At 61.3% G+C, this 12870-nt stretch carries 14 protein-coding genes; 6 read left to right on the top strand and 8 right to left on the bottom strand.

All coding sequences use genetic code 11. The features are described from left to right. Nucleotides 1-46: 46 nt before the first annotated feature. Nucleotides 47-1576, bottom strand: a complete 1530-nt coding sequence (locus tag ACZ1HA_RS10175) for a class I adenylate-forming enzyme family protein (RefSeq protein WP_472713770.1) — start codon at nucleotides 1574-1576, stop codon at nucleotides 47-49. Between the two features lie 144 nt (nucleotides 1577-1720). On the opposite strand from ACZ1HA_RS10175, the gene accB reads away from it, so the two are divergent. From accB to aat, 3 genes are read left to right on the top strand one after another with little or no spacing between them, the layout of a single operon-like run. Next, entirely contained in the window at nucleotides 1721-2215 is a 495-nt protein-coding gene (gene accB / locus ACZ1HA_RS10180; RefSeq protein ID WP_375230632.1) for an acetyl-CoA carboxylase biotin carboxyl carrier protein, read from the top strand. Nucleotides 2216-2227: 12 nt separating this feature from the next. Then, on the top strand, nucleotides 2228-3580 hold the full coding sequence (accC, locus tag ACZ1HA_RS10185) for an acetyl-CoA carboxylase biotin carboxylase subunit (protein WP_472713771.1): 1353 nt from the start codon (nucleotides 2228-2230) through the stop codon (nucleotides 3578-3580). A 12-nt stretch (nucleotides 3581-3592) separates the two neighbouring features. Continuing rightward, the gene (gene aat / locus ACZ1HA_RS10190) at nucleotides 3593-4225 is read left to right on the top strand and encodes a leucyl/phenylalanyl-tRNA--protein transferase (protein ID WP_472713772.1); all 633 of its coding nucleotides are present in this window, start codon (nucleotides 3593-3595) and stop codon (nucleotides 4223-4225) included. Here aat and ACZ1HA_RS10195 read toward each other — a convergent pair. The 6 genes from ACZ1HA_RS10195 to ACZ1HA_RS10220 all read right to left on the bottom strand — a co-directional run bounded on the left by ACZ1HA_RS10195 (nucleotide 4189) and on the right by ACZ1HA_RS10220 (nucleotide 8060). Continuing rightward, on the bottom strand, nucleotides 4189-4548 hold the full coding sequence (locus ACZ1HA_RS10195) for a DUF2155 domain-containing protein (RefSeq protein WP_375230630.1): 360 nt from the start codon (nucleotides 4546-4548) through the stop codon (nucleotides 4189-4191). The genes aat and ACZ1HA_RS10195 overlap by 37 nt on opposite strands. After that, nucleotides 4545-4991, bottom strand: a complete 447-nt coding sequence (gene mlaD / locus ACZ1HA_RS10200) for an outer membrane lipid asymmetry maintenance protein MlaD (RefSeq protein ID WP_472713773.1) — start codon at nucleotides 4989-4991, stop codon at nucleotides 4545-4547. The genes ACZ1HA_RS10195 and mlaD overlap by 4 nt, the downstream gene beginning before the upstream one ends. A 6-nt stretch (nucleotides 4992-4997) precedes the next feature. Further along, nucleotides 4998-5381, bottom strand: coding sequence for an NADH:ubiquinone oxidoreductase subunit NDUFA12 (locus ACZ1HA_RS10205; protein ID WP_375230628.1), 384 nt, complete (start codon nucleotides 5379-5381; stop codon nucleotides 4998-5000). Between the two features lie 98 nt (nucleotides 5382-5479). After that, nucleotides 5480-5848 (bottom strand): RidA family protein, encoded by a 369-nt coding sequence (locus ACZ1HA_RS10210; RefSeq protein WP_472713774.1) that lies wholly within the window; start codon nucleotides 5846-5848, stop codon nucleotides 5480-5482. A gap of 181 nt (nucleotides 5849-6029) precedes the next feature. Continuing rightward, a complete protein-coding gene (gene clpX, locus ACZ1HA_RS10215) occupies nucleotides 6030-7295 on the bottom strand; it encodes an ATP-dependent Clp protease ATP-binding subunit ClpX (protein WP_472713775.1) in 1266 nt (421 codons plus the stop codon). Between the two features lie 138 nt (nucleotides 7296-7433). Next, entirely contained in the window at nucleotides 7434-8060 is a 627-nt protein-coding gene (locus tag ACZ1HA_RS10220) for an ATP-dependent Clp protease proteolytic subunit (RefSeq protein WP_375230625.1), read from the bottom strand. 151 nt (nucleotides 8061-8211) lie between these two features. On the opposite strand from ACZ1HA_RS10220, the gene ACZ1HA_RS10225 reads away from it, so the two are divergent. Together ACZ1HA_RS10225 and ACZ1HA_RS10230 are read left to right on the top strand one after the other, a co-directional pair. Next, nucleotides 8212-9417, top strand: coding sequence for an FAD-binding domain-containing protein (locus ACZ1HA_RS10225; protein ID WP_472713776.1), 1206 nt, complete (start codon nucleotides 8212-8214; stop codon nucleotides 9415-9417). 154 nt (nucleotides 9418-9571) lie between these two features. Further along, nucleotides 9572-11596 carry a PhoX family protein gene (locus tag ACZ1HA_RS10230; RefSeq protein ID WP_472713777.1) on the top strand — a complete coding sequence of 675 codons (2025 nt, stop codon included), beginning with the start codon at nucleotides 9572-9574 and terminating at the stop codon, nucleotides 11594-11596. 154 nt (nucleotides 11597-11750) lie between these two features. Here ACZ1HA_RS10230 and ACZ1HA_RS10235 read toward each other — a convergent pair whose 3' ends face one another. Then, nucleotides 11751-12152: an ester cyclase gene (locus ACZ1HA_RS10235; protein ID WP_375230621.1), complete on the bottom strand. Its 402-nt coding sequence runs from the start codon at nucleotides 12150-12152 to the stop codon at nucleotides 11751-11753. Nucleotides 12153-12312: 160 nt separating this feature from the next. Between ACZ1HA_RS10235 and ACZ1HA_RS10240 the strand changes: the two genes are divergently transcribed. Then, entirely contained in the window at nucleotides 12313-12849 is a 537-nt protein-coding gene (locus tag ACZ1HA_RS10240; RefSeq protein ID WP_472713778.1) for a DinB family protein, read from the top strand. Nucleotides 12850-12870 lie beyond the last annotated feature (21 nt).

A 12870-nucleotide genomic window follows, 5' to 3' on the forward strand; every position in this document is an offset into this window, starting at 1 on the left:
AAAACCATGTCGTTTACAGTGCCGGAACAACACAAAAATCCTGTTTTCAGTCTTCGCTCTGCACCTGCGTTTCAGCATCTGCCAGAATCGCTCTCAGGTCCGTTTTCAGAACCTTGCCGTAATTGTTCTTGGGCAGCGCTTCGACAGACACGTATTCTTTTGGCCGTTTGTAGCGTGCAATGCGCTCCAGACAGCGCTGATCAAGCGCCGCGCGTGTTACAGAACCAACTACGAATGCCACGATCTCTTCGCCCCACTCCGCATGTGGGCGCCCGACCACGGACACTTCCTCGACGTCGGGATGACCCTGCAAAACTTCTTCGACCTCGCGGGGATACACGTTTGAACCGCCGGTGATGATCATATCTTTGGACCGATCCTGCATCGTCACATAGCCTGCGGCATCCATGAACCCGATGTCGCCGGTCAACAGCCATCCATCCTGAAACGCCCCTGCGGTTGCCTTCGGATTATTCCAGTAGCCGGGCATCACGGTATCGCCCCGCACCATGATTTCACCCGGAACGCCTGGCCCGACCCTGCCGCCATCCGGACCACCGATCATCACCTCAACGCCCGATTGCGCGCGGCCAACGGATTGCAGCCGGGTCTCCCAGTCGGGGTGCTGACGGTCAGATACATCGTGCCGGGACAAGGCGGTGATCCCCATGGGGCATTCACCCTGGCCGTATATCTGAACAAATACCGGGCCGAAGGTGTCGACCGCATCAATGATGTCCGCGTTGTACATTGGCCCACCGGCGTAAACCACGGTCCGCAATCCGGCGCCGGATGCCCCGGTTTCGCGGGCCACCCTGGTCATACGCTGCACCATTGTGGGCGCGGCAAACATCTGGACGCTGCCAAAAAACGCGCAGAGATCAAAGATTTCCGCCGGATCAAAGCCTGCGGACACCGGGCAGACATGGCGAGCGCCCACGCGCACATGCATGATGTTGTAGATGCCGGCACCATGACTCATCGGTGCCGCATAAAGCGTCGCATCGTCGGGCAGCACCGGATCCGCGTCGAGCGGGTAACACAGGCTCATCGACAGAAGCATACGGAAGGTGATCATGACCCCCTTGGGCCGGCCAGTGGTTCCGGAGGTGTAAAACAGCCAGGCCAGATCACCGGGGGCACGGTCGGTCACTGCCGTGAGCGGCGTATGCGTGAGCGCCTCCTGCCAGACATCACCCGGCACAGTTATGACGCGGGCGGTCGCCCCGGCGGCCTCAAGCGTTTCCGTAAGCTCTGCTGAAGCAAAAACAACGTCTGCCCCGGCATCCGCAATGATAAAAGCCGCCTCTCTGCCATGCAGCCGGGCGTTGATCGGCACCACTGCGGCCCCGGCGCACCAGGCGCCATAGAAGGCCACCAGGTATTCCGGCGCATTTGGCATGAATATTGCGACCCGGTCGCCGGGGTTCACGCCCTGCGCCCGCAGCCAGCCCGCAACCGCAAGTGACCGCGCGTAAAACGCCCCATAGGTTGCAACACAGTCCCGTCCCAGGAACAGTGCAGGACGCTCCGGATCCAGCCGGGCCGTTTCTGCAAGCCAGATTGCCAGGTTCATAGTCTGCCCTCCCCCGGGGCGCAGGATACGCCCGGGACCGGGCGGTGCAAGAGGCGGGTTTCCATGACGTAACCCTTGGCCTATAACAGGCTGGCAGAACAGGGGCCTGGACAGACAAGGCCCGTCGAATGGTTGAGGACTTACATGACAAAAAAGAACCATGACGCTGATGTGGCCTTTATTCAGGCCCTGGCGGAATTGCTGCGGGAAAATGATCTGACGGAACTGCAGGTCAAACGCGACTATGGCGCCGATGACAGCCTCAACGTCCGGGTCAGCCGGCACAACCAGCAGGTCGCCGTCCAGACCGTTGCAGCGGCACCAGCCCCTGCCGCCCCGGCTGCAGCACCAGCCGCGCCGGCAGCACCGGCACCCGCAACAGACACCGACGATCCTGCGGATCTTCCGGGCGCGGTTACCTCACCGATGGTGGGCACCGTCTATATGCAGGCCGAGCCGGGAGCAGCACCTTTCGTCAGCGTTGGTGCAAAGGTCGCCGAGGGCGATACCCTGCTGATCGTCGAGGCGATGAAAACCATGAACCACATCCCCGCCCCCCGGTCCGGTACGATCAAACGTATCGTGGTCGAGGATGGCGCGGCTGTTGAATTCGGCACACCACTTGTCATCCTCGAATAGGAGGACGCGCCCATGTTCAACAAAATTCTGATTGCCAACCGTGGCGAGATTGCGCTGCGCGTTGTGCGTGCTGCTCGCGAAATGGGTGTGGCCACCGTCGCCGTGCATTCCACCGCTGACAGCGACGCCATGCATGTGCGCATGGCCGACGAATCTGTCTGTATCGGCCCGCCCGCCGGGACCCAGAGCTATCTGTCGATCCCTGCGATCATCTCCGCCTGCGAGATCACGGGCGCCGAGGCGATCCACCCGGGCTACGGCTTTCTGTCGGAGAACGCGCAGTTTGTGCAGGTGGTTGAGGATCACGACCTGACCTTTATCGGCCCCACCGCCGAACATATCCGCATCATGGGCGACAAGATCACCGCCAAGGACACCATGAAAAAGCTGGGTGTGCCCTGCGTGCCCGGATCGGACGGTGGCGTCGCGACACTCGACGACGCAAAGCGCATCGGCGAGGAAATCGGGTACCCGGTCATCATCAAGGCGACAGCCGGCGGCGGCGGACGCGGTATGAAAGTGGCGCAGAATGCAGCTGAGATGGAAAAAGCCTTTCTGACGGCCCGTGCTGAAGGCAAGGCGAACTTCGGCAACGACGAAGTCTACATCGAAAAGTATCTGACCACGCCCCGGCACATCGAAATTCAGGTGTTTGGCGATGGCAAAGGCCGCGCGGTGCATCTGGGCGAACGCGACTGCTCGCTGCAGCGCCGTCACCAGAAGGTTTTCGAAGAAGCCCCCGGCCCCGCAATTTCGCCCGAAGAACGCGCGGCAATTGGTAAGACCTGTGCGGATGCTGTAGCCCGTATCAACTATATCGGTGCCGGCACCATCGAGTTCCTGTATGAGAACGGAGAGTTCTATTTCATTGAAATGAACACACGGCTGCAGGTGGAGCATCCGGTGACAGAGGCCATTTTCGGCGTCGATCTGGTGCGCGAACAGATCCGCGTCGCCGCTGGTATGGATATGTCGTTCATCCAGGACGATCTCGACATCAACGGCCATGCGATCGAGGTGCGGATCAACGCAGAAAAGCTGCCGAACTTCTCGCCCTGTCCGGGCCGGATCACACAGTACCATGCCCCCGGAGGTTTGGGGGTGCGGATGGATTCAGCGCTTTATGACGGCTATTCGATCCCGCCCTATTACGACAGCCTGATCGGCAAACTGATCGTGCACGGGCGCGACCGGCCGGAGGCGCTGGCGCGTCTGAAACGTGCGCTGGGTGAGCTGATTGTGGATGGGGTCGACACCACGGTGCCGCTCTTTCACGCGCTGCTCGAGGAGGAGGCCGTGCTGTCAGGCGGGTATAACATCCACTGGCTTGAGCACTGGCTGGAAACCAATCTCGGCGACGGCTGATACGGGGCTGCGATGCAGCTGACACCGGATGTCCTGATGCAGGGCTATGCCTCGGGCATTTTTCCGATGGCCGAGCACCGTCACGACGACGAAGTGTTCTGGGTCGATCCACGGCGGCGCGGGGTCCTGCCTCTTGACGGGTTTCACGCGTCGCGCTCATTGCGCCGCGCGATGCGCGGCACCGCGTTTACTGTCAGCGTCGATCAGGATTTTGCGGGCGTCGTGGATGCCTGCGCGGACCGTCCGGATACCTGGATCAACGAGACCATCCGCGACCTGTATCTGGCGCTCCGGTCGCGTGGACAGGCGCATTCGCTGGAGATCCGCGAAGATGGCGCACTTGTGGGCGGTGTTTACGGTGTCACGCTGGGGGCTGCATTCTTTGGGGAAAGCATGTTTTCTCGGCGCACCAATGCCTCCAAAATGGCGCTCGCCTGCCTGGTGGACAGGTTGCGCGACGCGGGCTTCCAGCTCTTTGACACACAGTTTCTGACCGCGCACCTCGCCTCGCTGGGCGCTGTGGAAATCACCCGCGCACAATACCGGTCACTGCTGTTTTCAGCGATTGAAGAGGACGCCGACTTCGGCGCGGCGCCGCTGCGCAGCCCTCAGGAGGTCGTGCAGCGCATGACCCAGATATCGTAGCGCGCGTGATCCATGGAAGACAGTGCGGGTGTCGACGCAATCATCCAGCCTGAAAACACCTCTTCGCCACGCAGTTCATCGCGGATTTCCAGCGCGGCAAAGGCATCGCCCGATGGATTACCAACCGGATAGCGACATGACGAAAGAGAAATCCGCAGATCACCAAAACTTGCGGTCTGACCGACCGGCAGTTCGATATCGAAGACGAGCCCGTTGATCTTATCAAGGCCGCGCAGCACCACGCCCGGAGCGTCAGTTGCCGCCTGCTGCGCCGCTGCAGGGCCACCGGCAAGCGCCAGCGCCAGAACGGCCGCACGTATCATTCGGTCTGGCCGCTCACAAACTTCAGCAGAAGGCTGATCAGGCTGACCGCACCCTGCGTGTCTTCGATGGTGTCACCCTCTTCGTAAAAGAACGGTGATCCGCCGGGAACGATCTCAACAAAATTGCCGCCCAGCAGCCCCTCAGAAGAAATGATGATCGCGCTGTCATCGGGTATCTCGACACCGCGCTGAACAGACACAGTGGTGTCCGCACGGTAGGTTTCCGGGTTCAGAACGACATCGGTGACCGAGCCCACCCGCACACCCGCAAGGCGCACGTCTGTACCGACACTGACCCCTTCAAGGCTGCGAAAACTGGCCTCGAGCGGATAGGTCGGCGCGCCGCCGGAAAACCCGGACACCTGCCCGGCATAGACAACAAAGGCAACGGCCGCTGCAAGAACGGCCGCTCCCGTCAGAACTTCGGTGTTATTCTCAGACATCAGCGCTTACTCCGGCGTCCAGGCCTCATAGTCGCTGCGCGGTGCGGGATCGCCACGGCGGATCGACCCGGTGGGCGCATAGGCGAGTGCGGTGCCGGTCAGGTTTTCCTGATGCGGCTTTTCCCAGGATTTGTGTTTCAGCGGCGTATCGGTGGGCGGCTCTTCCCAGGTGTGATGCAGCCATCCGTGCCAGTCCGGGTCCACACGGCTGGGCTCGGCCTCGCCGTTATAGATCACCCAGCGGCGAGATTTGTCCTTGTTTTCATAGAAAACATTCCCCTGGCTGTCCTCGCCCACCTTTACGCCGTGGCGCGATGTCCAGAGCTGAGTGTTCAGCGTCTGGCCGTTCCACCAGGTCACGGCGCGCAGCAATGTGTTCAGAATGCCCATGGGTCAGATCTCCGGTCGCACTGTTGTTTCACATATGGCGGATCAGGCCGCAAAGGTCCAGCACGATAGAGCCCCCGGCCCGCGGCTTTCTGCCCGCGTCACCCCGCGCCGGGCAAAAGGGCCGTCACCTCAATCTCAATGCGGTCTTCGGGGGTGATAAGACCGCATTCGATCATGGTGGTCGCCGGTGGGTTGTCGCCAAACGCCTCGCGCAGCATCGGCCAGCAGGGCGGGAACTCTTCGCGGTCGGGCAGCATATATGTGACCCGCACCACGTCCGCGAAACTGCAGCCCGCTTCGGCCAGTGCCTTACCGATGATTTCCAGTGCTGACCGGCATTGTTCCACCGCTGTGGTGCCGTGCCCGACGGTGCCTGCCACATGAACCCAGCCGCCCGCGACGACCGCGCGGCAATAGCCGATTTTCGGCTCGAATTCTCCGCCGGAATGGATGCGTGTGATGGTCATAGTCGAGCCCTTCTTTCTGGTGTCGGTGCCGCGTCGGTAAGACGTCGGTTTCACGTCGGTATTACGTCGGTGCGCCGCGCGCGCTGCCGCTACGCCCTGTTAACGCTTTGCGGCGCGGTTCTGAATCACAAAAGGCAGGCTCTGTGCCTGCCTTTCGCGGAAATTTTCAGGGGTGATCCGGTCAGCCGGCGCTGGCCGGTTCCTTTTCGGTATCGGCGTGGATCATCAGAGGTGCCGCATCAGAATTCACGGCTTCTTCGTTCACCACAACCTCGGTCACCGACTCAAGCCCCGGCAGGTCGAACATCGTATCCAGCAGGATGTCCTCAAGAATGGAGCGCAGCCCGCGCGCACCGGTCTTGCGTTCGATGGCCCGTTTGGCAATGGCCAGCAGCGCATCGTCGGTGAAGGTCAATTGTGTATCCTCCAGCTCAAAGAGACGCTGGTATTGTTTCACCAGAGCGTTCTTGGGCTGGGTCAGGATGGTTACCAGCGCGTCCTCGTCCAGATCCTCGAGCGTTGCCAGCACCGGCAGACGGCCAACGAATTCGGGGATCAGGCCGAATTTCAGCAGATCCTCGGGTTCGAGGTCGGTGAAAATCTCGCCCACGCCGCGCTCGTCATTGTCGCGCACATCCGCGCCGAAGCCCATGGCCGAGCCTTTGCCGCGCGCCGCGATGATCTTATCGAGACCGGCAAAGGCACCGCCACAGATAAAGAGGATGTTCGTGGTGTCCACCTGCAGGAATTCCTGCTGCGGATGCTTGCGGCCGCCTTGGGGCGGGACCGACGCCACGGTGCCTTCCATCAGTTTCAGCAGCGCCTGCTGCACACCCTCGCCCGAGACGTCGCGGGTGATCGAGGGGTTCTCGGACTTGCGGGTGATCTTGTCGACCTCGTCAATATAGACGATGCCGCGCTGTGCCCGCTCGACGTTGTATTCGGAGGCTTGGAGCAGCTTGAGGATGATGTTCTCGACATCCTCACCCACATAGCCCGCTTCGGTCAGCGTGGTCGCATCGGCCATCGTGAAGGGCACATCGAGGATCCGCGCCAGCGTCTGGGCCAGCAGCGTCTTGCCGCAGCCGGTGGGGCCGATCAGCAGGATGTTGGATTTCGCCAGCTCAATATCGCCGCCCTTCTGGGCGTGGTTGAGACGTTTGTAGTGGTTGTGCACCGCGACCGAGAGTACGCGTTTGGCCATCGCCTGACCGATCACGTAATCGTCCAGAACCTCGCAGATGTCTTTGGGCGTCGGCACACCATCGGTGGCCTTGAGCCCGGAGGCTTTTGTCTCTTCACGGATGATGTCCATGCAGAGTTCGACGCATTCGTCGCAGATAAACACCGTTGGTCCGGCGATCAGCTTGCGCACCTCGTGCTGACTTTTCCCGCAGAAACTGCAGTAAAGCGTGTTTTTGCTGTCGCCACTCGAATTCGTAGCCATGTCAACCCTTTCAGGTCCTTGGTGGTGTCCGGCGCCCCGTAATGCAGGGTGCACCGGCTCCTTTATGCCAGCTTAAGCCAGCGCTGACAGGTCCACAATCGCTAAATGGTAAACTCACTGTGCACCCGGGCGCATCGTTCAGCTGTCATCCTCGTCCTTGCCGCGGTTTTCAACGATCTCGTCAATATGACCCCAGTCCTTGGCTTCCTCGGGTGTCATCCAGAGGTCACGGTCGAGCGCCTTCTGCACGGCTTTGAGGGTCTGGCCGGAGTGTTTCACGTAAAGCTGGTACATCCGTTCCCGCGTCCGTTCGATGTGACGGGCGGAGATCAGGATGTCTTCGGCCTTACCCTGCGACCCGCCGGAGGGCTGGTGGATCATCACTTCGGCATTGGGGAGTGCGAAACGCATGCCCTTTTCGCCCCCGATGGCGATGACCGAGCCCATCGAAGCGGCCATGCCGCAGATCAGGGTCGAAACCTTGGGTTTGATGTACTGCATGGTGTCATAGATCGAGAGGCCCGCCGTCACCTCGCCGCCCGGTGAGTTCACGTAAACGCTGATTTCCTTGGTCGGGTTCTCGGCCTCAAGGTGCAGCAGCTGCGCGACCACCAGGTGGCTCATCCCGCTGTGGATCGGGCCGTTGACGAAGATGATCCGCTCCTTGAGCAGGCGCGAAAAGATGTCGTAGGCGCGCTCGCCCCGGCTGGTCTGTTCCACGACCATGGGAACGAGATTCATATAGGTTTCAATCGGATCTTTCATGAGGGATGCCTGTCTGCTGTTGTCCGCGAAGACCATACCTCACGGACCGTTGATGAAACATTAGTATCGCCACCGGGGGGCTGCAAGGGGGCGGGCGCAAATCCTGCCACTCTGCGTTGAAACCCGCGGCGCGGGCCCCATGTAGCGCCGCATGGATGCACTGACCCTTTTCCCGCCCGACCGGACAACCGCGCTGGAGCGCCTTACCGCCTTTGCCCCGAAGGCCGGGCGTGACTATGCCGCGCGGCGCAATTACGACTTTGGCCCGGGCGCGCATGACGCCGTGTCGGCCCTGTCACCCTGGCTGCGCTGCAGGCTGATTACCGAAGAGGAAGTGGTCCGCACGGTGCTGGGGCGGCACAGTCCGACGGCTGCGGAAAAGTTCATTCAGGAGGTTTTCTGGCGCACCTACTGGAAGGGCTGGCTGCAACTGCGGCCGGCTGTCTGGGACCGGTATCAGGCCGATCTGCGAAGGTCACTGGATGATGTGCAGACCCAGAGCGGGCTGCGCGACCGCTGGGAGGCGGCCTGCAGCGGTGCAACGGATATTGAGTGTTTCAACGCCTGGGCGCGGGAGCTGGCGGAGACGGGGTATCTGCACAATCACGCGCGGATGTGGTTCGCCTCGATCTGGATTTTCACGCTGGAGCTGCCCTGGGAGCTCGGCGCGGATTTTTTTCTGCGCCATCTGCTGGACGGGGACCCGGCCTCCAATACGCTGAGCTGGCGCTGGGTTGCGGGCATTCAGACGCCGGGGAAGACCTATCTGGCGCGGACGTCCAATATTTCGAAGTTCACCGACGGGCGCTTTCATCCGAAGTGGCAGCTGGCAGGCGAGGCACGGGCCATCGAGACCCCTGCCCCGCCGGCGGCGGGCATGCTGCCCCCGCCCGCCGCCCCGCGCCCGGGTCTGCGCACAGGGTTCCTGCTGCATGAGGACGATCTGAGCCCGGAGTTCGTGCTGCAGAGCACGGATATTTCGACCGCGGCAGTACTGGCCCCGCAGACCGGTTTCACGCCGCTGCACCCAGCCCCGCATGTCCCTGCGTTCCGGGCCCGTGCCCTGCAGGACACGGCCAACCGCTGGGCCGGCCAGATCGGAGACACCCCTGAACGCCTGGAGGGCCCCGACGCACTGGAAGCCTGGGCCATGGCACATGATCTGGAGCAGATCGTCACCCCGACAGCACCTGCCGGAGCCGTAGCAGACTGCCTTGCTGCCGCTGCCGCGCGCCCGGGTATGCCGCGCCTTGTGCAGATGACGCGGACCTGGGATCAGCGGGCCTGGCCCCATGCCACCCGGGGCTTCTTTCCGTTCCGCAAGCAGATCCCGGGCCTGATCGCTGCCCTCTCGTAAAAGTCTTGCAATAGCGAAAACCACCCGCCAGGGTTGTACGCGGGTCGGGTGTCACAGAGCCGTCATCAGAAACGGGCATTGAAAACCAGGACCTGCACAGTCCGGGATTCGCCGGCTGTGCGACGCCAGAAGATTTCCAGCAAGGGAGCCAGAAATGGACCGCAACAGCATTATCAATGATCCCGAACACGGCAATAAGGCAGAAGCCTTTGAGGCCTTTGACGACATCCCCACAAACCCGAACCTGAGCCGCACGATCGGAGATGTGATCAACACGCGCTATGGCCGCCGCGATGTGATGAAGGGCATTCTGGGCGTCAGCGCCACCACGGCCCTTTTTGGCACCTCAGCGATGATCGCGCCGAAACAGGCGTCTGCCGCTGCCGCAGGGCGCTACAATTTTGAGGAACTGACCTGGGGCAACGATGAAACGCACCATATCGCCGAAGGCTACAACGCAGATGTGCTGCTGCGCTGGGGCGATCCGATCACAGCAGATGCGCCTGAATTTGATGTGATGAATCAAACAGTTGAAGCGCAGCTGCAGCAGTTCGGGTACAACAACGATTACGTTGGCTTCACCGCGCTGAACGACGACGGCACGCGTGGTCTGCTCTGTGTGAACCACGAATACACCAACGAAGAGGTTATGTTCCCGGGGCTGGGCCGCCAGGACCGCGATGGCTTTAAAGGCATGACCAAAGAGCTGGTGGACATCGAAATGGCAGCACATGGCGGCACCGTGGTCGAGATCGCCCAGGGCGATGACGGCAAATGGGCGCTGGTGCGCGACAGCCGGTACAACCGCCGCATTACGCCGCTGAACACCGAGATGACCATTGGTGGCCCCGCCGCCGGCCACGCGCGGATGAAAACCAACGCAGACCCCGACGGCCTGACCGTGATCGGCACAGTGAACAACTGCGCGGGCGGTATGACGCCCTGGGGCACCTACCTGATGGCGGAGGAGAACTTCCACGGCTATTTCTGGAGCGATAAAGTCGACGCCGATGGCAAGCCCGACATTTCGGCGCAACCTGAAGCGGCCAACATGAAACGCTATGGCGTGCCGGGCCGCTGGTATGCCTGGGGCCAGTATCATGACCGCTGGAACATCGACAAAGAGCCCAATGAGCCCAACCGCTGGGGCTGGATCGTCGAGGTGGACCCGCGCAACCCGGATGCGAAGCCGATCAAACACACAGCCCTGGGGCGGTTCCGCCACGAGGGTGCGGAAACGACCATCTCGTCCAGCGGCAAGCTGGTGGTCTATTCGGGCGACGACAACCGTTTTGACTACCAGTACAAGTATGTCTCGAACGGGACTGTCACGGACGATGCGGGCTTTGGCAGTTCGCTGCTGTCGGACGGGACGCTCTATGTGGCACGCTTTGATGCGGACGGCACCGTGGAATGGATGCCGCTGGTGCATGGTGAGGGCCCGCTGACCGCTGAGAACGGCTTTGAAAGCCAGGCTGATGTGCTGATCGACACCCGGATTGCGGCTGACCTGCTGGGCGCGACCCCGATGGACCGCCCCGAAGACGCGCAGCCCGGGCCGGATGGCACCGCCTATCTGATGCTGACCAACAACACCCGGCGTAAACCGGACCAGGTCAACGCGGCAAACCCGCGGGCGGAAAGCTCATTCGGGCATATCATCGAGATCAAAGAGGCCGGTGGCGATCACGCAGCGACCACAGGCACCTGGTCGATCCTGGTGAAATGCGGTGATCCGACGATTGCCGAGGTTGGCGCCCAGTGGAACCCGGAAACATCGGAAAACGGCTGGTTCGGCTCGCCCGACAATGCCGCGATCGACGCCGATGGCCGGCTCTGGATCTCGACCGATCAGGGCAGCGGCTGGGGCAAGACGGGCAAATCCGACGGGCTTTATGCGCTGGAGACAAGCGGCGAGTTGCGCGGAACGTCCAGGCTCTTTTTCCGCTGTCCCGTCGGCGGCGAGCTCTGCGGTCCGTACTTCCACGACAGCGGCGAGACGCTGTTCCTGGCCGTACAGCACCCGGGCACGGATGGCACCAAAGATTTCAAAGGCTTCGAGCGCAACTCGACCTTTGAAGACCCTGCGACACGCTGGCCGGATTTCGACCCGGCCATGCCGCCACGACCGTCAGTGGTTGTGGTCACCAAACAGGGCGGCGGTAAAATCGCAGTCTGACCTTTGTCCCTAATTCGCAAACGAGCCCCGCCTCAGAGATGAGACGGGGTTTTTTGTGTGCGGTGGCGTGGAGGTCTGCTGAGAGCCCACTTTGACCGATGCTGCGCATTGAACAAACGTCTGTTTTAGATCGGTTCTTTAAAGTCGGGCTCAATTAGCTGTTTTTGCCAACCACTTGCCGCTCGTAGTCTTCTCCATCAAACCAACCCAACGAGGATGTGACTTTCATGTCCTCGTCGAGTTCCCACTCTTCCCAACCCTTCACATTCAAGGCATTGCCGGTGTCGGCGTGATGTCCTGTGAACGTCCAAAGATAGATCACGTGGTTTCCAGCACCGCGAATACCGTTACAGGTTAGCTGCAGATCCGGAACGTCTGCGTGGAAGCCAGCCGCCATCTCGGTAAGCCCTGAATGGCCGACCGATGGTTCGCCTTGATTGATTACTATGCTGCTGCTTTGTCTGTGGAATGAAGCGACGTTTTCTGGAACTTTCGAGTTCCATGCATCGGTGTAACTCTGCGCAAGCGCATCTAAATCACTTTGTGTAAATGACATTGATCTCCCCCTTCTTGTTCGAAAACGGTATCGTTGGTTCACCTAAGAAACAAGAAGTGGTCATTTGGCTGAAAAATCAGCACGGCAGCGTCGTCCGCTCGGCTGATAAGCATTCCAGCGGTATAAGTTTGCTGCCAGGACCGGCATCCGGAGGCACAGCATGATCACACTGCATTACGCGCGGACCATGGCGCGGTATAACCGCTGGCAGAACCGGTCGCTGGTCGGGGCCGCGGATGGTCTGTCAGATGCAGAGCGCTGGCGGGACGGTGGGGCGTTTTTCGGGTCCATTGCCGGGTCTCTCAACCATATTCTGTGGGACGACCGGGTCTGGCTGGCGCGTCTGAACGAGGACGCGGAGACTGCCGCCCGGATCGGCAAGGAGCATCCCTATACCGACACGCCCCGTGACTGGGCGGTCTATGTGCGGGACCGCGCGGCGCTGGATGATGAGATCGTTGCACTGGCTGACGGTCTGACCCTTGAGGATCTGACCAGACCGGTGCCCTGGTTCAGGGGCGCGGAGGCGGTCGAGACCAGTTTCGGTTTCAATTTTGCCCATATGGTGAACCACCAGACCCATCACCGCGGACAGGTTCATGCCCTGCTGACACGGGCGGGTGCCGCACCGGCGCCTACCGATCTTCAGATGCTGAGCGTGCTGGCGCAGGATGATGACAGGGTGCCGCCGGGCTGACGCAGGGCCAGCCCGGCCTGC

The sequence above is a fragment of the Roseobacter sp. S87 genome (assembly GCF_055693285.1).

What these genes read in the sequence shown, in the direction of transcription:
- aat (WP_472713772.1), top strand. Translation starts at nt 3,593, where the DNA reads ATGCAGCTGACACCGGATGTCCTGATGCAGGGCTATGCCTCGGGCATT.
- accC (WP_472713771.1), top strand. Translation starts at nt 2,228, where the DNA reads ATGTTCAACAAAATTCTGATTGCCAACCGTGGCGAGATTGCGCTGCGC.
- ACZ1HA_RS10235 (WP_375230621.1), bottom strand. Translation starts at nt 12,152, where the DNA reads ATGTCATTTACACAAAGTGATTTAGATGCGCTTGCGCAGAGTTACACC.
- ACZ1HA_RS10205 (WP_375230628.1), bottom strand. Translation starts at nt 5,381, where the DNA reads ATGGGCATTCTGAACACATTGCTGCGCGCCGTGACCTGGTGGAACGGC.
- ACZ1HA_RS10240 (WP_472713778.1), top strand. Translation starts at nt 12,313, where the DNA reads ATGATCACACTGCATTACGCGCGGACCATGGCGCGGTATAACCGCTGG.
- mlaD (WP_472713773.1), bottom strand. Translation starts at nt 4,991, where the DNA reads ATGTCTGAGAATAACACCGAAGTTCTGACGGGAGCGGCCGTTCTTGCA.
- clpX (WP_472713775.1), bottom strand. Translation starts at nt 7,295, where the DNA reads ATGGCTACGAATTCGAGTGGCGACAGCAAAAACACGCTTTACTGCAGT.
- ACZ1HA_RS10210 (WP_472713774.1), bottom strand. Translation starts at nt 5,848, where the DNA reads ATGACCATCACACGCATCCATTCCGGCGGAGAATTCGAGCCGAAAATC.
- ACZ1HA_RS10220 (WP_375230625.1), bottom strand. Translation starts at nt 8,060, where the DNA reads ATGAAAGATCCGATTGAAACCTATATGAATCTCGTTCCCATGGTCGTG.
- ACZ1HA_RS10175 (WP_472713770.1), bottom strand. Translation starts at nt 1,576, where the DNA reads ATGAACCTGGCAATCTGGCTTGCAGAAACGGCCCGGCTGGATCCGGAG.
- ACZ1HA_RS10195 (WP_375230630.1), bottom strand. Translation starts at nt 4,548, where the DNA reads ATGATACGTGCGGCCGTTCTGGCGCTGGCGCTTGCCGGTGGCCCTGCA.
- ACZ1HA_RS10230 (WP_472713777.1), top strand. Translation starts at nt 9,572, where the DNA reads ATGGACCGCAACAGCATTATCAATGATCCCGAACACGGCAATAAGGCA.
- accB (WP_375230632.1), top strand. Translation starts at nt 1,721, where the DNA reads ATGACAAAAAAGAACCATGACGCTGATGTGGCCTTTATTCAGGCCCTG.
- ACZ1HA_RS10225 (WP_472713776.1), top strand. Translation starts at nt 8,212, where the DNA reads ATGGATGCACTGACCCTTTTCCCGCCCGACCGGACAACCGCGCTGGAG.